Origin of the sequence: Hahella sp. NBU794, assembly GCF_050749805.1 — a bacterium.
Lineage (GTDB): Bacteria > Pseudomonadota > Gammaproteobacteria > Pseudomonadales > Oleiphilaceae > Hahella.
In genome coordinates this window covers 2,843,602-2,864,835 of the sequence record NZ_CP192738.1, presented here as the reverse complement: position 1 = coordinate 2,864,835, position 21,234 = coordinate 2,843,602, and the positions used below count along the sequence as shown (strand labels likewise).

18 protein-coding genes are annotated in these 21,234 nt (G+C 54.1%); 7 read left to right on the top strand and 11 right to left on the bottom strand.

Annotated elements, in window-relative coordinates:
* Positions 1 to 173: 173 nt before the first annotated feature.
* Positions 174 to 2,036: a HAMP domain-containing protein gene (locus ACQYWX_RS12800; protein WP_431689033.1), complete on the top strand. Its 1,863-nt coding sequence runs from the start codon at positions 174 to 176 to the stop codon at positions 2,034 to 2,036.
* Positions 2,037 to 2,729: 693 nt separating this feature from the next.
* On the top strand, positions 2,730 to 3,653 hold the full coding sequence (locus ACQYWX_RS12795; protein WP_431689032.1) for a hypothetical protein: 924 nt from the start codon (positions 2,730 to 2,732) through the stop codon (positions 3,651 to 3,653).
* 49 nt (positions 3,654 to 3,702) lie between these two features.
* Here ACQYWX_RS12795 and ACQYWX_RS12790 read toward each other — a convergent pair whose 3' ends face one another.
* On the bottom strand, positions 3,703 to 4,167 hold the full coding sequence (locus tag ACQYWX_RS12790; RefSeq protein ID WP_431689031.1) for a hypothetical protein: 465 nt from the start codon (positions 4,165 to 4,167) through the stop codon (positions 3,703 to 3,705).
* Positions 4,168 to 4,415: 248 nt separating this feature from the next.
* Between ACQYWX_RS12790 and ACQYWX_RS12785 the strand changes: the two genes are divergently transcribed.
* On the top strand, positions 4,416 to 5,126 hold the full coding sequence (locus ACQYWX_RS12785; RefSeq protein WP_279507076.1) for a phosphoadenylyl-sulfate reductase: 711 nt from the start codon (positions 4,416 to 4,418) through the stop codon (positions 5,124 to 5,126).
* A 59-nt stretch (positions 5,127 to 5,185) separates the two neighbouring features.
* Here the strand turns inward: ACQYWX_RS12785 and ACQYWX_RS12780 are convergent, their stop codons facing one another.
* Complete coding sequence (locus tag ACQYWX_RS12780) at positions 5,186 to 6,238, bottom strand: hypothetical protein (protein ID WP_431689030.1); 1,053 nt, start codon at positions 6,236 to 6,238, stop codon at positions 5,186 to 5,188.
* A 185-nt stretch (positions 6,239 to 6,423) separates the two neighbouring features.
* On the opposite strand from ACQYWX_RS12780, the gene ACQYWX_RS12775 reads away from it, so the two are divergent.
* Complete coding sequence (locus ACQYWX_RS12775) at positions 6,424 to 7,284, top strand: cytochrome c oxidase assembly protein (protein ID WP_431689029.1); 861 nt, start codon at positions 6,424 to 6,426, stop codon at positions 7,282 to 7,284.
* 30 nt (positions 7,285 to 7,314) lie between these two features.
* Positions 7,315 to 7,902 carry an SCO family protein gene (locus tag ACQYWX_RS12770; RefSeq protein WP_431689028.1) on the top strand — a complete coding sequence of 196 codons (588 nt, stop codon included), beginning with the start codon at positions 7,315 to 7,317 and terminating at the stop codon, positions 7,900 to 7,902.
* A gap of 126 nt (positions 7,903 to 8,028) precedes the next feature.
* Here the strand turns inward: ACQYWX_RS12770 and ACQYWX_RS12765 are convergent, their stop codons facing one another.
* On the bottom strand, positions 8,029 to 9,645 hold the full coding sequence (locus ACQYWX_RS12765) for an MFS transporter (protein ID WP_216738057.1): 1,617 nt from the start codon (positions 9,643 to 9,645) through the stop codon (positions 8,029 to 8,031).
* 405 nt (positions 9,646 to 10,050) lie between these two features.
* Here ACQYWX_RS12765 and narL point away from each other — a divergent pair, with 405 nt between their 5' ends.
* Positions 10,051 to 10,689 (top strand): two-component system response regulator NarL, encoded by a 639-nt coding sequence (gene narL / locus ACQYWX_RS12760; protein WP_216738058.1) that lies wholly within the window; start codon positions 10,051 to 10,053, stop codon positions 10,687 to 10,689.
* A 96-nt stretch (positions 10,690 to 10,785) separates the two neighbouring features.
* On the top strand, positions 10,786 to 11,916 hold the full coding sequence (locus ACQYWX_RS12755) for a hypothetical protein (protein WP_431689027.1): 1,131 nt from the start codon (positions 10,786 to 10,788) through the stop codon (positions 11,914 to 11,916).
* A gap of 62 nt (positions 11,917 to 11,978) precedes the next feature.
* Here ACQYWX_RS12755 and ACQYWX_RS12750 read toward each other — a convergent pair whose 3' ends face one another.
* The 8 genes from ACQYWX_RS12750 to ACQYWX_RS12715 all read right to left on the bottom strand — a co-directional run bounded on the left by ACQYWX_RS12750 (position 11,979) and on the right by ACQYWX_RS12715 (position 21,104).
* Positions 11,979 to 12,920: a cation diffusion facilitator family transporter gene (locus ACQYWX_RS12750; RefSeq protein ID WP_216738060.1), complete on the bottom strand. Its 942-nt coding sequence runs from the start codon at positions 12,918 to 12,920 to the stop codon at positions 11,979 to 11,981.
* 263 nt (positions 12,921 to 13,183) lie between these two features.
* Positions 13,184 to 14,962 (bottom strand): sensor histidine kinase, encoded by a 1,779-nt coding sequence (locus ACQYWX_RS12745; protein WP_431689026.1) that lies wholly within the window; start codon positions 14,960 to 14,962, stop codon positions 13,184 to 13,186.
* A 131-nt stretch (positions 14,963 to 15,093) separates the two neighbouring features.
* On the bottom strand, positions 15,094 to 15,633 hold the full coding sequence (locus tag ACQYWX_RS12740; protein ID WP_279507069.1) for a response regulator: 540 nt from the start codon (positions 15,631 to 15,633) through the stop codon (positions 15,094 to 15,096).
* A gap of 12 nt (positions 15,634 to 15,645) precedes the next feature.
* A complete protein-coding gene (locus ACQYWX_RS12735) occupies positions 15,646 to 16,989 on the bottom strand; it encodes an HD domain-containing phosphohydrolase (RefSeq protein ID WP_431689025.1) in 1,344 nt (447 codons plus the stop codon).
* Positions 16,986 to 18,809: an ATP-binding protein gene (locus tag ACQYWX_RS12730; RefSeq protein WP_279507066.1), complete on the bottom strand. Its 1,824-nt coding sequence runs from the start codon at positions 18,807 to 18,809 to the stop codon at positions 16,986 to 16,988. The genes ACQYWX_RS12735 and ACQYWX_RS12730 overlap by 4 nt, the downstream gene beginning before the upstream one ends.
* A 25-nt stretch (positions 18,810 to 18,834) precedes the next feature.
* The gene (locus ACQYWX_RS12725; RefSeq protein ID WP_216738065.1) at positions 18,835 to 19,686 is read right to left on the bottom strand and encodes an HDOD domain-containing protein; all 852 of its coding nucleotides are present in this window, start codon (positions 19,684 to 19,686) and stop codon (positions 18,835 to 18,837) included.
* Between the two features lie 35 nt (positions 19,687 to 19,721).
* On the bottom strand, positions 19,722 to 20,531 hold the full coding sequence (locus ACQYWX_RS12720) for a response regulator (protein WP_279507065.1): 810 nt from the start codon (positions 20,529 to 20,531) through the stop codon (positions 19,722 to 19,724).
* Between the two features lie 153 nt (positions 20,532 to 20,684).
* Positions 20,685 to 21,104 (bottom strand): oxidoreductase, encoded by a 420-nt coding sequence (locus tag ACQYWX_RS12715; protein ID WP_216738066.1) that lies wholly within the window; start codon positions 21,102 to 21,104, stop codon positions 20,685 to 20,687.
* Positions 21,105 to 21,234 lie beyond the last annotated feature (130 nt).

The following is a 21,234-nucleotide window of genomic DNA, read 5'->3' as shown; positions in this document are numbered from 1 at the left end:
CGGTTTTTTGGGGACGCGTCAGCATACTCTGGCGCATACCTCTTAGGGGGTAGAGGCGAAAAAAGCGTTGTTCATATTTTTCAATAAGTTATACATTGGATGCATAGATTGGCTGAGCTAACGACAGGTCTCGGTTCTTTGGTAGTACTCCCCCCTGGAAGGAGTTCGAAACGATGATTGCGCGATTCCAGAAATCCCTGATCTTCCGAATGGGCGCGTTGATGATCGCCATGGTGTCACTGGCGATGATCACCATGCTGGCGTCATTCTTTATCTCCGAGTCGGCGGAAAAAGACGCGGAGGCGGTAAATATCGCCGGCTCGCTGCGCATGCAGAGCTACCGCATGCAGGCGCGACTGCTGACCCTGGATGCGCCCTCCGCGGATTTCGTAGCAGCGCTGACCCGCCAGTTTGCTGACCGCATCGAAAATCCCGTGCTGGTGGCGGAAGCCATGAAAGATGAGTCCTCGGAACTGCACCATCAGTTTCTGCAGGTGCGAGAGCGATGGGAAAAAGACGTCAGCGGCTTTATCGCCACCTACGCCCGCAACCCAGACCGCCGCATTGCGGACCAGTTGGGCGAGAAGATCGACAAGTTTGTTGATGAGATAGACAACCTGGTGCAGCTCTATCAGATTCGCGCAGAGAATCGCATCGAAAACCTGCGTCTGATACAAATCAGCGCCCTCTTTCTCACCTTCGCCCTGGTCAGTTTCTCTCTGCTCATTCTCCATCATCATGTCGAGCTGCCCTTACGCAGCCTGACGCAAAACGCCCGCAAAATCGCCCGCGGCGATTTCAGTGATCGTCTTGAAGTGAAAAACGACGACGAGCTGGGGCTGCTGGCGGAGACGTTCAATCAGATGAGCGATGCGTTATCGGAGATGTACGAGTCGCTGGAGACGCGAGTCAAAAACAAAACCCAGGCACTGAAGCGCAGCAATGATTCCTTGAACTTTCTCTATCATCTGGCCCGGGAAGTCAGCGAGAAAACCCATGAAAATATTGATTTTCAGGCCTGGCTGGAGGAACTCACCACCATTACCGCCGTCGGCGGCGTCGAACTGTGCCTGAAAACGCCCGAAGCGGTGATTCCCTATGAGCACATCCGCAACGATTACATGATGGAGTTGCCTTCGACCTGTCAGCGTCAGGAATGCGAAAAGTGCATGGTGGAGAAAGCCCAGGTGTGCCGGGACAATGACGAGGTGCAGGTACGTTACCCACTGATCAAGGAAGGCGTGCAATATGGCGTCATCGTCTGCTCTCTGCACAACAGCCAGTTTTTGGAAGGCTGGCAGCATCAATTATTGCAATCCTTCTCTGATCAGGTCGCCGTTGCTCTTAGTCTGAAAAATCAGGGAGATCAGGAACGTCGGGTGTCTCTGATGAACGAACGCAACGTTATCGCCCGGGAACTGCACGACTCCTTGGCGCAAAGCCTCTCATATCTAAAGATACAGGTGGCGCGCCTGACCCGCGCCTTGCAATCCAAACAGGTGGAAGACGAACAGATTGACGGCATTACCACAGAACTGAAGGAAGGCATCACCTCCGCCTATCGACAGCTACGCGAGCTGCTCACCACATTCCGCCTGAGCATTTCCGAAAAAGGCCTGCATGCGGCGATTTTACATACCGTGGAGCAACTGACTGAGCAGAGCACGAATGTCAAAATCGTGCTGGATTATCGGGTGGAAGATATTCCCTTTTCCCCCAACGAAGAAATTCATTTGCTGCAAATAACGCGGGAGGCGCTGCAGAACGCCGTCCGTCATTCTCAAGGCAACCTGGTCATGGTGTCGTTGCATTCGGACCCGATGAAAAAAGTCACTTTAGCTATCACTGACAATGGCGTCGGCATTCCCGAGGACCCAGAGAAGCTCAACCACTATGGCCTCGCCATCATGCGCGAGCGCACCCGCAACCTGCACGGAGAGTTGTCTATTCAACGCATGCCGGAGGGCGGCACCGGCGTGCTTTTCAGCTTTACTCCCAGCTACGTGCAGGAGCGCAGAATCTCATATGCCGAATAATGTAGGAAATATCTCACACGCAATGCAGACATCGCGTCTATTTTCCTACCCCTCCCCATCCTAATATAGGCACCAAGAGGATGCGCTGACACATAAGGACATGAAGCAAGGAAGCAACAAGGACGACCAAAGCCGACGGAAATAGGCATCAAGGGAAGCATCTGACACGGAAGACGCAGCATGGAACGTTGCGTCTTTTTCTTTGTGGAGCACGAACGCTCGGACGCGTCGACTGAATGGAGTCAGACAACAGCAGGTACGGACACCGAGGCTGGATGGGATGAAGGATTGAGGGATGAACAGGCGGGACGCCAGGGTGTACGAGATATCCTACAGACAATGCAGATATGTCGTCTATCCTCCCTACCAGGCCATGGCTAATATAGCCACAACGGATGCGAAAACGCGGCAAGGAAAGCCCGCAAAGGACTGCAGCAAGGATAGCAAAAGAGCCGCAGGAACCGGCAAAAGGAAGCATCAAATGGAAAAGGCGCAATATGGATATTGCGCTTTTTGTTTTTCTGGACCCCGCCTTTCTAAACTCCCCCCACTCTTATCTCTTCATTGATTAGTCTACGCCCCGATTTCTTTTCACAACTCTATGACATGCATGCGAAATTTTATTTTGGAAACGCTATCCTTTATCCTCGCCGGCTATCATTAAAACCTATCAGCTATAGAAAGCCCGCCATTATGGATATGACATTCGTGGAGTTCGCCAATATTCTGGCGCAGAATCTTTTCCCAATTACCTTTAACAGCCTCGCCGCCATCATTCTACTGCGCTACTTCCGCAGCAGCGCGCTGGTCGTCGCCTTGGCGGTATGTTTGATTGCAAGCGCACTTTATTACTTGCTATTTCCCTTCACTTTTTATTTGGATACGAGCGACGACAGGTTCATTTTCGGCTTGTATTCAGCGATTGGCGGGGGTTTTCAACAAGGAATGATGATCACTCTCATCGGCTTTCTGCTTTTCAAAAAGGAAAGAGTGGACAGACTTAGAGACTCCACCAAGGCATTGGGTGGATTTACTCTTACCCTCCTCGCCGCAGCCAGCGTCATGAGCGTATACACCAGCATTCTGGCTTTCTCGAAAAAGTCCTCATTCATGTACGGCGCAAGTGACGAGCTGATCTACATCCTGATCACTTACCTGTTCGCCACCACTTATTCACTGGTTTCACTGATGTTGATGACATACGTCCAGTGGCGGGTGATTCCTGAATCCAAACGCCCCCATTCGCCCAAATACATGGCCTGGTTGATGGCGATTCCGGTATTCAATATTTTCTGGCTGTGCAGCAGCTTGAGCCGCTGGGCGCAAACCGTCAAAGGCGCCCTTGGCGACGCCAACGCTCGCGAGGCGCAGCTGGCGGACCGGGTACGCTATGTCTTCATCAGCCTGCTGTGCGGATGGCTTTTCATCACCCTGATATCAGTAACCGTCAGATATCCGGACAAAGCGACCGTCATCTTCATGGGGCTGCTGTCACTAGTCTTGCTGGGACTAAGCATCGCCTACCTCGTTTACGTGATAAAACTCATCTGCAGCTTTCACACGTTGGAGAAAAAGATTCAGCAGACCAATACAGTTGAATCATCCATCGAAAGCTAAGTCATAAGCCGCCTCCAGGCGGCTTTTTTGATATAACCATACACAATGACTAATCGAACCCTCTATGTGCGATAACGGCGAGCCTTTCAGCGCTGATCCATACTATAGCCAAGTCAGAGAATCTATCATCACGCTTGAAAACATTGCTGTGCTCGATGTTCTCATTAACGAATCTCGCATTAGAGAGATAGCAGCCACCGTCGACAAGTGAGAGAAAGTCTTCAATAAAGCAATTTACAGTTTCTTCACTAGACATGAAAAAAGGTGGGCACTCCCCTACCAATGAGACGGTTAACATATGCCTAAGCTGCCGATACATTTCTTTATAAGAAATGACTTTCCAATTAACTTCTACGCACCCTATTTCATGAAGCTTGCCATTAACATAAACACGCAAGCCGTCTTCATCCCAACTTTCTGGGAATTCATTAATCGGCTCTATCAGTATGTATGGCTTGCAGTGCGTTCCACATGCAGCGACAAACCTGTCTATCAAGCTATCTGCAACACTCATTTATAGCACTCTTTTGGGAGGCGCCAAGCTATTTCTCAACTCGCCCAATCAACGAATTAGACAAGCGACTTAACCTTAGACTAATCAAGTTATATCTAAGCAAAGATAGCGCATGTTCGCAGGCCACTTCGCTACCAGCATTAACAAAAACGCATAACAATAGAATTTTTTATTACTTTAAATTTTATGCTCGTTCCGTATCATGAATCCCGTGACTTGATGACCCGTAGTCTGGAGATGACCGATTCATGAACAGCGCGCAACTGATAACCCGCATAGGCGACAATAGCGCAGGGCTTTCTTACGAAGCCATCGCCGATTTGAACGCCTCCTATGCCCCGCTTGATTTTGAAGCGCGTATCCGTCGCCTGTATCAGGATTTCGCACCGGAGAAGGTGCTGGTGACGTCTTCTTTCGCCGCCACGTCCGCTTACTTTTTGCATATCATTTCTCGCATGCGTCCCTCGCAGAGGATTCACTTCATCGATACTCAGTTCCACTTCAAGGAAACCTTGGAGTACAGGGATTATCTCACCCGCTTGTACGGGTTGAATGTGGAGGATGTAAAACCGGACAGGCATCATCATGCCTACTCGGTCAGCGAACGCCTGTGGGAAACCGACCCCGATCTGTGCTGCTCCGTCAACAAGGTTCAGCCGCTGGAAGAAGTGAAAGAAAACTATGACGTATGGGTGTCCAGCCTGATGAGCTGGCAGACCGAGCATCGCGCCGGCCTGCAGATTTTTGAAGAGCGCCGCGGCATTATCAAATTCAATCCGATGATTGATGTCACCAGAGAAGAGCGCGACGCGTATATTCGCGATCACAACCTGCCCTTCCACCCGCTCGTGAGCGAAGGCTACTCCTCAATCGGCTGCGAACACTGCACCCGTAAAGGGGAAGAACGCGCAGGACGCTGGCAGGGCAAAGAAAAGACGGAGTGCGGTCTGCACCTGTAAATCCGAAGTCAAGGCGACGACGGTCACATCGTCGCCTCTCTCACTGAATCTCAGTCCCTTTATTCCTTCCCATCCAATACGCTCTTTTGCGCAATCACAAGTGCTTCGATTTCACTTTCCGAGGCGTTCAATACAAACAAATCAAAGGCTTTCTTGTCCTCAAAACTATGGCGGATCTGCTGCATCAACGCCCCAAGCTCGGTCCCTGTCAGGCCTGACAACCCACTGACCAACTCGCCGTTGAACTTCCGCTTGATCTCACGCTGACAAGCCAAGTCCGTTTCAGCAGCCCGCCAGGCAGCTTCCGCTTCAGGAAACTCGGCGAAAATCTGCGGCAGCCAAGCGGTTTTACTCGCCGGCCAGTCTTTAAAGTCTTCGCCTGTATAAGCCTCACGCAGCCAGTTGAGGAAGCCCGTATAAGTCGGCCGCTTGGCGTCGCGGACGCGGGCGTTGTGACTGCGGTTTTCCAGCAAATAGATGTTCTTGTCGAAGTATTTGGAAGCTGAAATAAACTGATATAACTGAATCAAATCGTCAAAGCCCTGCTTCCAGCGAGATATATCGAAGCCCAAAAAGCGGACAGCCTTGTCGAAATCCCGCGTCACCAGCACTTCGGTAAACAAATAGTCACCATCCCGAAAAGGTAACCACAAGCCATTGTGGCCGAACTTCATTCCCATTTTATGGGCGACGCGACCAATCAGATTGCCGGCGTCGTTCCAGGAAAAGTAACTCAATGCAAAATCGAACTGAGACGCGGGCGTATACAACAAGTCCACCTGAAAGACGCCGCCCTGCTCCAACGGGGCGCCAAAACTGGCCACGCCGCCATTGGCGATAAACGGCAGCGGTTGGCCATCACCCAATACGTTACCCAGTAACTCAGCCATAAAAGCATTGCCTAAATCACGTTTAACGCCGTCGCTGACCACAATATCAATGTCGCCGTAGGTCTCTTTCTTCCTGTACGCCGTGACGATCTCCGCGCGCACCGGCGCGCCGTCATGACACTGTAATGCCTGAATAGCATGAAGCGCCTTCTCGCCAATGCGTAAAGCGTCTGCAGTACACAAGCGCTGCGCGCCGTAATCTTTCAATGCGTTACCGCCCAAAACTCACTCCTGTCATATAGATCGTTATTTCGCCGGCGCATACCGTATTTTTCACCGCGCAGCGGTTATTGTCATTTCTCGTGGCGACTGGTAAAACAAGGACTCTGCCGAACAGAATTGAATAACAATAACTTAAATCACCACCGCCCTCACGTTAACGCGGCGGTGTAACGGAAAGGTCGCTCATGCCCGATAGTGCTCCGACATGGATTACCGTTCTCACGCCCTGGGAATTTTACCCTTCGGTCGTTTTAGTTTCCCTGGTCACTGTCACGCTGTACATACGCGGCATGCGCAGATTGCGCGCAACGGGTCATCCTGTCAGTTTCGCCCGCTCTCTGTCATTCTTTGTCGGCGTGGCGGTTACTTACGCTGTTCTGCACACGCAATTTGATTACTACGCTCAATACCTGTTTTTCGCGCATCGCCTGCAGCATCTGGTGCTGCATCATCTAGGGCCTTTCTTTATCGCCCTGGCGGCGCCCTGGTCAGTACTGGCGGCGGGCTTGCCGCAACGCTGGCGCGACGTCAACTGGAGCGCCCTTCCCGGCGCGTGGCTGATTGTGGGTGGCTACCGGATACTGCAGTTTCCTCCCCTGGCCGCTTTCTTGTTCGTCGGCATCATCTTTTTCTGGCTGACGCCGTCCATACACTTTTACGCCATGCTGGACTTGAAGCTCTATCATTTGATGAACTGGAGCATGTTTCTGGATGGACTGTTGTTCTGGTGGCTGATTCTCAACCCTTCGCCCCAGCAAGGCCCTTCCTTCGGCTGGCGCATCATCATTTTATTGGCCATTATGGTGCCCCAGATTCTGCTGGGCGCGTATATTACGCTGTCGGAATCCACCCTGTACGATATCTACGCCATCTGCGGACGCGCCTTTCCCATCGCGCCGGCGGCGGACCAAATGGTGGGTGGCGTGATCACCTGGATTCCGCCTGCGATGATGAGCGCTATCGCCATTTTGGTGATGTTGTCCTATATCCGACGCCAGGACATAGTGGGCGCACGCAGCCCAGGCGCTCTCACCGGCGCAGCTTGAGTTTTCAGAGACTATTAAGGAGATCCCTTCGTGACGGCGATACGCCTCGTTTTTATCGCAATCGTATTGGCGCTGACCAGCGCCTGTAGTCAGGAACCTGTGGAGTGGTCAGGGACCGATATCAGCGGCATGCTGCCGGAACTGAAGTTTTCACTGCAAAGTGAAAACGCCGCCCCGGTGTCGGAGCAAGATTTCACTGGCAAGTACAACATCCTGTTTTTCGGTTACACCTACTGTCCGGATATCTGCCCCACCACCCTCGCCAGACTGAAGTCCGCACTGAGTAAACTGGACGCCGCCGAACAACAGCGCATCAATATTCTGTTTGTCAGCGTCGACCCCAAAAGAGACGCGCCGGAACAACTCAAAGCCTATACCGACGCCTTCGGCTCGGAGTTTATTGGTCTTACCGGCGATATGGACGCGCTACAGACTCTCACCAAGCGCTACCGGGTGGCGTTCGGCTATGGTAAGCCAGATGATACCGGCAATTATGAGGTCTCCCACAGCTCCGCTGCATTCGTGTTCGACGCGGACGGCAAGGCCCGCCTGTTACTGAGGGATGATCTCAGCGCTGATATGATCGCCAAGGATCTGGACCAGCTGCTCAAAAGCTGACGCTTATCTGCCGCAACCTGCCTCAGGGCAATAAAAAAGCGCGCCCTAAGGCGCGCCAAGATCAAGTTCCATCCCAGCTGCGTGAACGACGGGACGGAACTCCACTCCGCAGGAGTGACTCAGGAATCAAGGGTTATAAAACTCAGCGCCTTTACGCAGATAGAAGAACCAGTTCACCAGAACGCATACCGCGTAGAACACCGCAAAACCAATCAGCGCGTATTCCGGCGTGGCGGCCTTGATCTGCTCGCCGAACACCTGGGGAATGTAGAACGCGCCGTAGGCAGCCACTGCAGAGGTCCAGCCCAGTACGGGGCCCGCCTGTTCTTTCGGGAACACCATGGCGATGGTGCGGAAAGTGGAGCCGTTACCAATGCCGGACGCCGCGAACAGCGCCAGGAACAAGATGAAGAAAGGCGCAAAAAACTCTTCAGGGGTCGCTGAGTTATAGGCCGCGCTCATGTAATAGGCGACCGCCAGGGCGCACACCACCATCACCAGTGAGCAAATCTGCGTGACCAGCGCGCCGCCGAATTTATCGGAAATCCAGCCGCCCACCGGGCGAATCAGCGCGCCAATAAAAGGCCCCATCCAGGCGTACATAAGTGCGCTGGGACCGTTGGGGTTAACGGTATTATGAGTCATCACCCCGTCCACCATCACATGGCTGTATCCGAAGATCACCTTGATCGCCAGCGGAAAGGCCGCCGCGTAGCCGATGAAGCTGCCGAAGGTCATGGTGTAAATAACGCTCATCACCCAGGTGTGACGATTGCCGAAGATACGATACTGACGATTCAGACTACTGCGAATCTGTCCCGGCAACAGCTTGAGCAGGAACACCGTAGCGGCGATGACGGCCACCAACACCAGTTCTTTAGGGATGCCCCACCCTGCGCCGTTGGCGGACTCAGGCAGCATCAGCCAGAGTCCGGCGATGGAAGTCAGAAAACCGATCAACAGCATGAAGGTGATTTTGGAGAAGGAGCCGACAGGCCCGCCAATGTCCGGCGACACTTCATCGGTGCGAATATTGTTCATGCCGAACCAGCCAGCAAACGCCAGTGGAACCAGGAACAGCAACCACACAAAGCCTGCGTTTTGAATCCAGGTTTCAGAACCCGCAGGAATCTTGCCGATCAGCGTGCCGGATGGATTGACCAGGGTCATGGGGTCGCCGCCGGCCGCACCGAAGGCGCCGAACGTCATGAATAACGGCACCAGAATCTGCATAGTGGTGACGCCGAAGTTACCCAGACCTGCGTTGAGGCCCAGCGCCAACCCTTGCTGTTTCTTGGGAAAGAAAAAGCTGATGTTGGACATCGAAGAAGCGAAATTGCCGCCGCCCAGACCGGACAGTAACGCCAGCACCTGAAACACCCACAGGGGCGTGTCTTTACTTTGCAGGGCGATGCCGGCACCGATTGCTGGAATCATCAGCAGCGCAGTTGTAAAAAATATCGTGTTGCGACCGCCGCACAGGCGAATGAAAAAGCTGCTGGGAATGCGCAGTGTGGCGCCGGTCAGACCGGAAATCGCCATCAATGTGAACAATTCCGACGCCTGAAACGGAAAGCCCAGATTTAACATCTGTACTGTGATGACGCCCCAGTACAACCATACGGCGAAGCCGCACAGCAAACTCGGAATGGATATCCACAAATTCCGATTCGCTACTTTCTTACCGGTTTTTTGCCAGAACCCGCTGTCCTCTGGATTCCAGCCAGCAGTGATGTCCGCCATATGCCTTACCTCTGCGTTGGGCCTGAATAATAATCTTCGGCTCAACTATCTTTATAAACAGATGGGCCGACAATGCTCCGGAGGGGGTAGCGTTTAAGACCGGGGCCGTGTGGATGATCTGCTCACAAGCGACTTTAAGTAGCGCTACCATTTGCCGTATTTTCATAGCGTTAGAGCGATTTCCGAGAATCTGTGCAAGACTTTCGATACCCCCAATGAGGTAGACGAATCCGGCGCCAAAGCGGTAGGTCTTCGGTATGCGCAGCTCAGGGTCATCGTTGGTAAACCTGATATGGATCAAGTCCCTATCGCGCCGTCGCAGGGGCTTCTCTGAGTTCGTGTTATGCTGAAAACATCAGATAACGCTGGCCGTATAAATGAAAAGAATGACAAGGTGAAGCTGAGATGAGCGCAAAAGCAACGATCATGATGGTGGACGACCACCCCCTGTTTCGCAAAGGCATCCGCCAGTTGATCGAAATGGAGGATGAGCTGGACATCGTCGCCGAAGCCAAAAACGGCGAGGAAGGGCTGGCCAAGGCGAAGGAACTGGAGCCGGACCTGATTCTGCTGGACCTCAACATGCAAGGCATGGACGGACTCGATACCTTACGCGCCATTCGCGCCGCCGGCGTGGACTCGCGCATCATCATGCTGACAGTGTCCGACAACGAAGCCGATGTGGTGAACTGTTTCCGAGCCGGCGCTGACGGTTATCTGCTAAAGGACATGGAGCCGGAAGACATCCTGGAAAAGATCAAACAAGTAACGCTGGGCAAAATGGCGATCAGCGAACGCTTGACGGAAATTCTCGCCTCCGCCCTGCGCAAACCTGTGGAAGCCGCCGATCCTTCCGCGACCCTGACCAGCCGTGAATATGAGATTCTCACCCGCATCGCGCAAGGACACAGCAACAAAGTCATCGCCCGCGATCTGAATATTTCCGACGGCACCGTGAAAGTCCACGTTAAGCACATTCTCAAGAAGATGGGCATGCGCTCCCGGGTCGAAGCGGCGGTATGGCTGGTGAATCGCAAGGCGTGACATAGCAGGCGCGCCACTCGTTTGAGTGATGTTCGCCCTTGGTTAATCGAAGACAATTTTCCTTCCAACAACAATAAATCATCAGGAAGGAAATCCATGAATCATTACAACTGGCGCGCTGCGATCGCCGCCGCTATCCTGCCGCCGTTATTGGGCGGATGCCTGGAAAAACAAACCCTGGTCGCCATTCCCGACGCGGAAAATATTCTGTTTACGGCGGACGGCCAATTACTGGTGACCGGGGGCAAAGGCATATACCGCATCGACGCCCACACGGACGCCAGTGGCGAGGTCGTTTACGTCCCCACGGAGCTGTCGCCCCCACAACTGGACAGCTGCAATTACACCGGTATGGCGCAACATGGCGATTGGGTGCTGACGTCCTGTGTGGAGGCGCGCTGGCTGGTCATTCGCAACAATCACCTGCTGGCCGCCAATCTGAGTCGACCGGACTATCGCTTCGAATTCGTGACACGCAGGGGTGATACACGGGACCCATTCGATGCGCTGGCGATCCCCAATGGCGTCGCCTTCGCCCCGGATGGCGCATTGCTGGTGGCGGATGAAAATTTCTTCGCCACTTCCGGCCTGACACGCATTACACTGGCGTTTCCTGAAGCCGGTTCCGCCGGGACGCCGCAAATCACCGGTTTCCAGCGGGACTGGATCGCGGGAGAGCACGGACTCGGCTCCCCCAATGGCGTCAGAGTGGTCGGCGATCAACTATTCATCAGCGATGGCGACAGCGTGAAGCGTTTCCAGTTTGACGCCGACGGTTCCATACCCGCTCTGGTCACTGACCGCGACGGCAACTATCAAACCAACCTGGGCGTCACTCTCTGGCGGGAGCCCGGCGCCATTGTGGATGACATCATGCCTTATTGCGGCGGCGTCGCCTTGACCAGCTTTCTCAGCGGGCGCTTGCATTATGTCGCTTCATACACCGATCCCGCGACGGGACGCGAATACTTTCCAGAACTTTACGCCACACCCTGGTTCGCCTTCGAAAACCCCAGCGCGTTGGCGATCGGCCAAGACCCTCTGTTTGACGGCGAAGATTTGCTGATCACGGAGAAAGGCGTCTTATTCGAAGGCAAGTCGAGCTACGGCAACAAGCTGACCCGTGCGCCTCTGTCCCTGAATCTGCACGATCCCGACGCCTGCCTGCTGATACAGGAAGAGGCCAGAGAAAAACTGATCCGGCAGGGCGTGATATCAGAGTCGTAAAGACACAGGTTTGAAGTAAAGACAGCGGAGCCATGCGGGTCCGCTGTTAATATCGAATGGGGTTATACGTCGACCGTCGGCGCCGCTACGGCCGCCTTTTTACGACGGCTTTCCGCCTCCACGAAAATGCGCTTGCACTCAGGGAAGGAGGATTTGATCTGTTCGTCGAGGCCGGCGATGCGGGTTTCAATCTCGCCGGCGGAAATGCTGTCTTTGAAATCCACCGAGATATTCACCAGTACGAAGTCAGGCCCCATGTGCATGGTCAGCACTTCGTTGACATGCTCCACGCCCGGAATAGCCTGGGTCATTTCACGAATGCCTTTCACCACCTTCTTGTTGGCGCTTTCACCGATCAACAGCCCTTTGGTCTCCACCGCCAGCCACAGCGCCGTCAGGCCGAGAATACAGCCGATAATGACCGAGGCGACGCCATCGTAAACCGGATTGCCGGTCACCTGCCCCAGCACAATGCCGCCCAAGGCCACCACAAGGCCGAGCATGGCGGCGGCGTCTTCAAACAGCACGACAAACATGGAGGGGTCTTTGCCTCGTTGCACCGCTTCCACGTACCCCATCTGCCCTTTGGCGTTGCGGAATTCCTTGATCGCCATGACGAAAGCAAAGCCTTCAAAAAGAATCGCCAAAGACAGCACGATATAGTTGACCACCGGGTTTTCCACCACCTGCGGATGCAGGATGTGCTCAATGCCTTCGTAGATGGAGATGCCCGCGCCCAGGGCGAAAATCAGGATCGCCACAATAAAAGACCAGAAGTAAATTTCCTTACCGTGTCCGAAGGGAAAATCTTCCGATGCGGGGCGTTGGGAGCGCTTCATTCCGTGCAGCAACAACACTTGATTACCGGTGTCCACCACGGAGTGAACGCCTTCGGAAAACATCGCCGAGCTGCCGGTGAAGGCCGCCGCCGCAAACTTAGTGAGCGCGACCATTGCGTTGCCGACCAAGGCCGCATAAATCACTTTTTTAGAACCTGACGCCATGCGTACGGGTCTCCTTTTCTTTATCTGTCAGTATTGAGTTATCTAACTGTGCTTACTTGTTAAGCCACATGGATGTTGCAAATTTTCATGCGTCACACGCAATGAGAGCCGACCAATGTTTGAGCGACTCTCTCTGGTATTTCTTTTATAGATAAGGAAAGCGACATAACGGATGAGTTTCCCGCTTTCTCATGAAGCATGGAATTCTAAGGAAATTTGCCGCCTGACAATAGGCCTAATTTTCCCGACGGAAGCATCTTATCTCAGGCGGCGGAGGAAGGACGCTCCGGCTGCGCCTTGCGCTGGGCGATCGGCAGTTTGATGATAAACGTCGATCCCACGCCGGTTCGGCTTTCCACTTTGATGTCGCCGCGATGCTTGTTGACGATGATGTCGTAGGAAATATTCAGCCCCAACCCGGTGCCCTTGCCTACCGGTTTGGTGGTGAAAAACGGATCGAAGATTTTGCTGACGATATCCTGGGGAATGCCACAGCCGGTATCCGACACTTCCGCATATACCCATTCCGAGTCGCTGTGGGTGCGAATGCGCACCTTGCCGTGCCGTTGCGTTTCCTTAATGGCGTGACTGGCGTTGACCAGAATATTGGAGACTACCTGATTGATCTGTCCCTGGTTGCCGCAGGTCAGCTCAGTGTTCTGCAAATCGGTTTCCACGTCACAGTCATATTTCAGCTCGTTCCACACCAGTTTGAGCGTGCTGGTGATGACGTCGTTGATATTGAAGTCCAGGTGCACGTCGCCCTGATCCACACGGGAATAGTTCTTCAGGTTTTCGACGATTTCCTGCACCCGACGGCTGCCCTCCAGGCAATCTTGCAGGAGTTCAGGTAAATCCTCTTTTAGAAAGTCGTAGTCGATCTCGTCCTTCACCCGATCCAGTTCCGCCGCCACTTCTATCGGCACACGATCATAGTGCGCCTCCACCACCTGAAACAGTTTTTCGAAGTCTGAATAGTACTCTTTCAGCCGGTTGATATTGCTGGCGACATAGCCGATAGGGTTGTTGATTTCGTGGGCGACGCCCGCCGCCAGTTGTCCCAGAGACGCCAGCTTTTCCTGCTGCACCATTTGCGACTGGGTCACCTGCAACGACTCCAGCGACTCCTGCAAACTGGCGTTGGCGCGTTTCAATTCCCAGGTGCGCTCCTGAATGCGGTTCTCCAGTTCTTCATTCAATTTGCTCACATGTTGCGAACGTTGCGACAGTTCCGACGCCACCACGGTAAACGCCTGCATGACCTGGGCGAAAGCGCGGATAAAATCCCCCATCTCATCTTCCCGATGGGTGTCGACACCACTTTGCTGCAGCAGCTTTCCCAGGTCAGGCAGAGCGTTCTCGTTATGATCGCCCTGCTCCATCTCGCAACGGTACTTATCCAGGCTGCCGCCCAAGTTCACGGCCAGTTGATGCATGCCTAAAAACGGCCGGCTGAACCAGTGGCTGAAAATGTAGAAAAGCGCCAATAAGTAGAGGAATAGAAAACCCAGTAAAGCCAGCACAAAGCTGGCGGTTTGTTCTTCCAGTTTGGCTTGCACGGGACTGTCGCTGAAATACAGATAGGCGCGGCCGATGACCGAGTTTTCCCAGACCACTTCCCGCTCCTGACGAAATACGTAGCGACTGCGTTCCGGCTCCAGTACATCCAGGCTGGGAGAGCGCTGACGTACTTCTTCGATGCCGCCGATATTGCCGGTAAAGAAGCTGCCGCCGTTCTGAACGGCGTCATACACCTCAAAGATGACAGCGCTGACGATGGGATCTTTGGACAGGGATTTGGCGAACTGATTGCTTTTGCTCAGGTCGAAATCCCACATGTTCTGGGCGTTCGCCTGCACGGCGATTTCCATGAGGTAGTCGGCGCGGGCGTAGAAATCTTCGTACACCTGTTCCTTCAGGCTGGACAGCGTGTAAAAGGCGAAGCCTCCGTAAAACAGCAGCAACGCCCCGGCGATCGCGACCATCAAGCGCCGGGTGAGTCTTAATCTGCGAAAATAGCCCGCCTTTAACAATATATCCATGCCCTAGTTATCCATACGACGTTTACTTCTCCCTCATCATGAGGATGTCGCGCGGCCGGGTTTTTTCCTGGCGCTCCCTTGCGGGGTCGCCTTATGCTGTGGAGCGCTTAGGGGCTCCGAATTTTTCGACGTCAGAGTTCGTCGAAGTCCTCATCCACCAGATCGATGCTGCCGTCTTCATTCCAGCTCACCTGAGTAATGCCCGGCGTCGCGGCCTCCAGCCGCTGTAGTTCTTCCAGCTGTTTCTTCAGCGCGCCTTCCTGTTTCCGCACCAGATCCAGCAGGCGGCGGTTCTCCCGCACCAAAGCGTTATGCTCCAGGGCGTTCTCCAGGGTCATCAACAGATCCTCGTCGGACCAGGGCTTGGAGATAAACCGATAAATTTCCGCGTCATTGATGGCCGAGGTAACGCCATCAATATCCGCTTGTCCGCTCAACAGGATGCGCAACGCATCCGGGCGTATTTCTTTGAGTGCGTTGAGCAGCTCCACGCCATTGATTTCCGGCATCCGATAGTCGGAAATGACCAGATCAACGGGCTCTTTCTTCAGTGCGTCGATAGCCTCATAAGGGTCGTTGAAGGTGAGCACCTTCCAGGGCTTCTTGCGTAATATCCGCTGCATGGCGCGCAGCACGTTTTCTTCGTCATCGATTATCGCCAATGTAGTCATATAGACTCCCGCCTATCTTTTCATTACGAACACACTGAGTTTGCGGTTTTCCAACTTCTCCAACGACAGCATTTTTTCGATGATTTTCTCCGTCAGCACATGGCCTTTGGCGATGAGCAGAATGCCATTGGTGTTTTTCAAGTCCCGGGATAACCGCATGCCGGGAACCAGCGCTCCCACGCCGAGTTTATCTTCATGAGGCAACACATCGTCGCCGGTATAACTGTCCACCAGCGGCGCCAGCAGTTTCACCACCTGAGCATCGTAGCGTTTGCCGGCGTTGTCCTGGATCAGCTTGAAGGCGTCGTCCTTGGTCATGGCGTCGGTACGCATGAGTCCGCTTTGCAGTCCCACAAAGTCGCGCACGGCGCGGATAATGCGCGACCCCATGGGAATGGCGTCGCCTTTCAGCCTGTCAGGAAAGCCGCTGCCGTCCATGTATTCCGTATGGTGGCGGATAAAGCGGGAGGTCGGCTCCAGCTCCGCAATCGCGGTCAAAGCCATTTCCCCCAGCAGGGGGTAACGTTGATACTCCACCGCATCCTGCCGGGTCAGCTTGGCTTCCGCCCGACTCAACACATCGTCGGACAGACTGAGCTTGCCCACCTCATGCAGCAGGCCGGCGTAGTAGATATGTTTGACGTCCGCCTCCGGCAGCTCCATGGCTTCCGCGATGGTTTTCGACAAGTCCGCCACGCTCTGTGAATGGCCCTTGATCAAATAACCGCGACTGGTGATAAAGGTGGAGAACACCCTGACGAAATCGTCATAGCTGTCTTTCAGTTGCTGGTACGCCAGCTCCAGCATGTCCGCGGTCTGACGCACTTCCTCGGTGCGTGCGGCGACCATCTTTTCCAGATCCTTGTTAAACTTCTGCAGCTCCCGGTTCTGCTGCTGGGTGACATTAAGCAGGCGTTTTTTCTCCCGCTCCAGACGCCGTATGCGCAGGCCTTCGTGAATGACTTCAATCAGGTTTTCATCGTCCCAGGGCTTGCTGATGTAGCGATAGATACCGCCTTCATTAAGGGCGGTCACCGTGGCGGAAATATCCGAGTGGCCGGTCAGCAGCATACGCACCGTCAATGGCCAGCGCGCTTTCACCTGTGACAGAAACTGGGCGCCGTCCATATTCGGCATGCGCATGTCTGAGATCACCAGATCGACCCGCTGCGACTCCAGAATTTTCAGCCCATCCGCCCCGCTCTCCGCAAACAGACACTTAAAATCCTGTTTGCGCAGTAAACGCTGAATGGAAGAGAGGATCGGCTTCTCGTCGTCGACAAACAGCACATAATCAACGTCCGCATCAGAGGCCGCGGGTGAGGCGGAATCCGGCGAAGCCAGGTCTTGCGTCATTGCTCCTCTCCCTGTTTAGGTTGCTTAACGGGCAGATAAACGTAAAACGTCGTACCTTTCCCCAGTTCGCTCTCCACTTCCAGGCGGCCATGGTGTTTGTTGACGATGCCGTAGGACAGCGCCAGCCCCAGTCCGGTGCCCTGTCCCACCGGCTTGGTGGTGAAGAAAGGGTCATAGAGCTTGGACAGATTTTCCTTGGCGATGCCGCTGCCGTTGTCCGCCACAGATACGCAGATGAAGCCGTCCTCCACCACTTTGGTGGATACCCTGATAACGCCGTTGTGCTCGATCGCATGACCGGCGTTGACCACCAGATTCAGTATCACCTGACCAATCTGCGACTCCACCATCTCGATCTTGGGCAAATCGCCAAAGTCCTTGATGACTTCCGCCTTGTATTTGATCTCGTTGTGAACAATGTTGAGCGTCTTGTTGATGTACTGGTTCAGGTCGCCCAGCTCGAATTGACCGGTATCCGGCCGCGAGAAATCCTTCAGGGATTGAATGATCTGCTTGACCCGATAGATGCCCTCGTTGGACTCTTTCATCAGATCGGTGACGTCGCCCCGGATGTATTCCGTTTCGTATTTCTCCTCCAGTTCCTTGAAGATGGCCTTCACTTCCGCCTTGTCGCCGCCGAGACGTTCTTCGATTTCATCCAGCAGCTCAAACAATGTGCTGATGTATTCATTCAGGGTGGTCAGGTTGGAACTGACATAGCCGATGGGGTTATTGATTTCATGCGCCACCCCGGCCGCCAGTTGCCCAATGGAGGCGAGTTTTTCCGACTGCAGCAGTTGCGCCCGGGTATCCTGCAGCTGACTGATCAGTTTCTCCTGTTGCTGTCGCTCCAGCACCAGTTGCTGGTTGCTCTTCTCCAATTCCGCCAGCAGCGCGTTTTTCTCAAAGCCGCTATACGCCTGGCTGACCATCTGCGAGATATACATTTCATCCGCCAGGGAAAACACCGGCTTGCCTTTGCTCTTGGCGAGATACAAAGTGCCTTTGCACACGCCGTCGCCGGTCTGAATAGGAAAAATATTCAACTGGTCGATTTCGTGGCAACTGCCCGGCGGCTGGCACTTTTCAGACAAGTCGCCCAGACACAGCGATTTTTCCGACTCCAGAATCGACTCGTCGCCCAGAGCGGCGGCGATGCTTTTCAGCTTGGCCAGCGTCAGCCCCTTCTCCAGCCATTTCGAAGGCTCGCCGCGTTGTCCCCGCAGCTCCAGGGCGGAACCGCTGGCGCCGGTGACGATCTCCAGACGCACCAGCAACTCGCGGAAAAACTCGTCGTCTTCGTTCTCCACTCCTTTGATCCATTCCAGGGTCTCCGCCCATACGACCTGGAACAGCATCAGTTTCTGTAAGTCGGTCAGTTGGTATTGCAGGACTTCGTTACGCCGGGTCAGTCCCAAGGTGGTCATCGCCCAACTCAGCTTGCTGTCCAGTCTCTCGGACAGTTTGAAGCGCTCATCCGCGCACACGGCGATGCCGCTGGAGGCGCTCTCGCTCAGTTTGATCTTGATATGCCAGCCGTGCAGGGTCTTGCCGTTGGCCAGGGGCAGCTCAAACTCGGTCCAGGCGTTGGGCTCCGAGGTTTCCACCCTTTCGCGCAGGGTGCTGATCGCCTCATCTCCCCATTTGAAACGGAATGAAATAACCGAGCTTTGCAGGTGTTGCGCAATATACTGACTTTGCGGGTCCAGCCACATCCAGCTTACCGAAACGCCTTCGTCTTCAGCGAACAGCGCTTCCAGCAACTCACTGATATTGCCCTGGTTACCGCCAGCATCATGAACAACCTTATAAAGCAACATTCCGTTTATCCTATCTAACAGGGGCTCAGGAGCCGTTTTTCTTGCCTTTGGGAATAAATTCCGACGCCAACTCCTTGAACAACTTCAAACCGTTGAGGGTCATGGCGGGAACCTCTGAGATATCCACGCCGCTCGCTTCCACCTTGCAGGGAGCGATGCAATGCAACTGCACCCCAGCGATGCAATTGCCAACAATACTGGTGGCCAGTACATCTCCCAGACTGACCGCCAACGCCATAGGCGTATTGATTTCACTGCCGGCGTTCAACACCTGCACAATTTCCTGGGGGAACGACCAGCACTCCAGGACGATGCCGGACAGCGCCCGATGATCTTTGCCAAGAATGCTGCGCTCCGACGACACCAGATGCTTTTTCTCCTGGCGGGCGACTTTTACGCATTCGGTAATTTCGTCGCCGTAAAAATAGTCCATCAGCACCACGCCCAGATTGTTGAACAGGCCGGCGGTAAAGGCGGTCAGAAAGTCGATGCCCTGACGCCGGGACAACTCCTGGGAGATACAGGCGGTCATCAGGCTATGCCGCCAGATTTGCGTGTAGTCGAGCTGGGTATCCTGTCGGGGGCCGTTAAAACGGGAGAGCACCACCAGGGTGTAAATCAGATTGCGAATGGTGTTGGCGCCAAGAATGACGCAGGCCATGTCCACGTCCTTAACTTCCTTGGTGAAGCCGTAGAACGAACTGTTGGCGAGTTGCAGAATACGGGCCGCCAGCACAGGGTCGGCCAATACTTTTTTACCGATAATGCCCAGGTCGCTAATGCCGTCATCCATCATTTTGATGATGGCTTCAATTTCCGGATTGGGCGATGAAAGCTCGGAAAGCTTGGTTTTGATCTCCTCCACATTCCAGGTCATATCCTTCTCTCCTGATTAAATCCGCAAGGCGCTGCTCATCCTTCCTCGGACAACATCGCCATGACGGTGCCTGAAACGTTGAAATTTCCGCTGAAACGTTTGATCAATAGATGCGTGGACTGGCCGCCTATCGCCGCCGCCACTTGCACGACCTCCCCTACTGACGATTTCACCGCCTCCATGTAGCTGTGAAATACATTTTCCGGAAACACCTGCATCACGAACATACCGACCTGCAGCCCCTCTCCCAGCAGACCGCGGGCGGCGGCGTTTACTTCGACGATCATGCCGTCATCGGAGACGCCGACGATGGCGACGGGTAAATGCTCAAGAATTTCCTGGGAAGCGCGCAGCGAGCGAACATTCAGTATCAACTCCAGGTTTTGCTCTTCCACTTTCTGTTCCAACTGACGATTCAACTCCTTGAGCTGCTCGTTCAGGCGGGCGTTTTTACTTTTCAGTTCATGAATGGAAAACGCCTCGCGGATATGCTGCAGCAGCTTTTCGTCTTCCCAGGGTTTGAGCAGAAACTTGTAGACGGCGCCGTCGTTGATGGCGGAGGTGATGCTTTCCAGCTCGGTATAGCCGCTCATGATCAGCCGGATGGTGTCTGGATAGCGGGACTTCACTTCCTTGAACATTTCCGACCCGGTCATGCCCGGCATACGCTGATCCGACAGAATCACCGCCACCGGTTCCTTCGCCAGTATGTCGAGGCCTTCCTGCGCGGAGTTGGCGGTTAAGATCCGGTATCCTTCGCGACGAAACAGCCGCGTGAGGGACCGGAGAATATTAACTTCATCGTCCACCAGTAATAGGGCGTCGGGGAGCTGATCTGTTTCCACTAACAGTCTCTTTGATTCCTTCCAAACTCTCTCCACATAGTGTAGTAGCGATATGCTGTTGCGCAAACGTCAGCCAGGGGCTTCACGCTGAAAACAGCACTGCGTCAACGCGACGCTTATGCGGACGATTGAAGAACAACAGCGGGGATGGGATCAGATTTTGGGCGGGCGGATTTTCTCCAGCACATGGCTGCGCATGCCGCGCGCCACTTTCAGTAATTCGTCGCGCGCCAGTTCCCGGTCAATGCCCTGCTCCACCAGAAACTCCAGGAAGTCGCCGAAGCGTTTGCGGCGTCTGAGACCGGCCTCGGACAGGTCGCGACGATTATTGAACACGTCCATCAAGGTGGAGCCGCAGGCGCAATTGCGAAACACCTCGACGATCATGGAGCCGTCATCGTCCTCGGACTCTTTCAGGCCGCTGCGGGTGTTGCGGATGTTTTCCGTTTCAGACAGGAATTGTTCTGCTGTCTCATAGACGCGACCACAAGTGTTGCAGCGCTTTGGGAAGGCGGACTCCGCCACTGCGCGAAGCCCCTTGAACAGTTCCCTATAAAATTCTTTCTCTTCCATTTCGGCCCCAGGCGAACAGAGACCGAACAAGCAGAGTTGTCCGGCGCGTTGCTCTACACTGCCTCAAGCTACGCCGAAGCAGTTTCGGCGTTTATCCCTTCCCACGCACTGACCTCATGTCCCGTCGAGG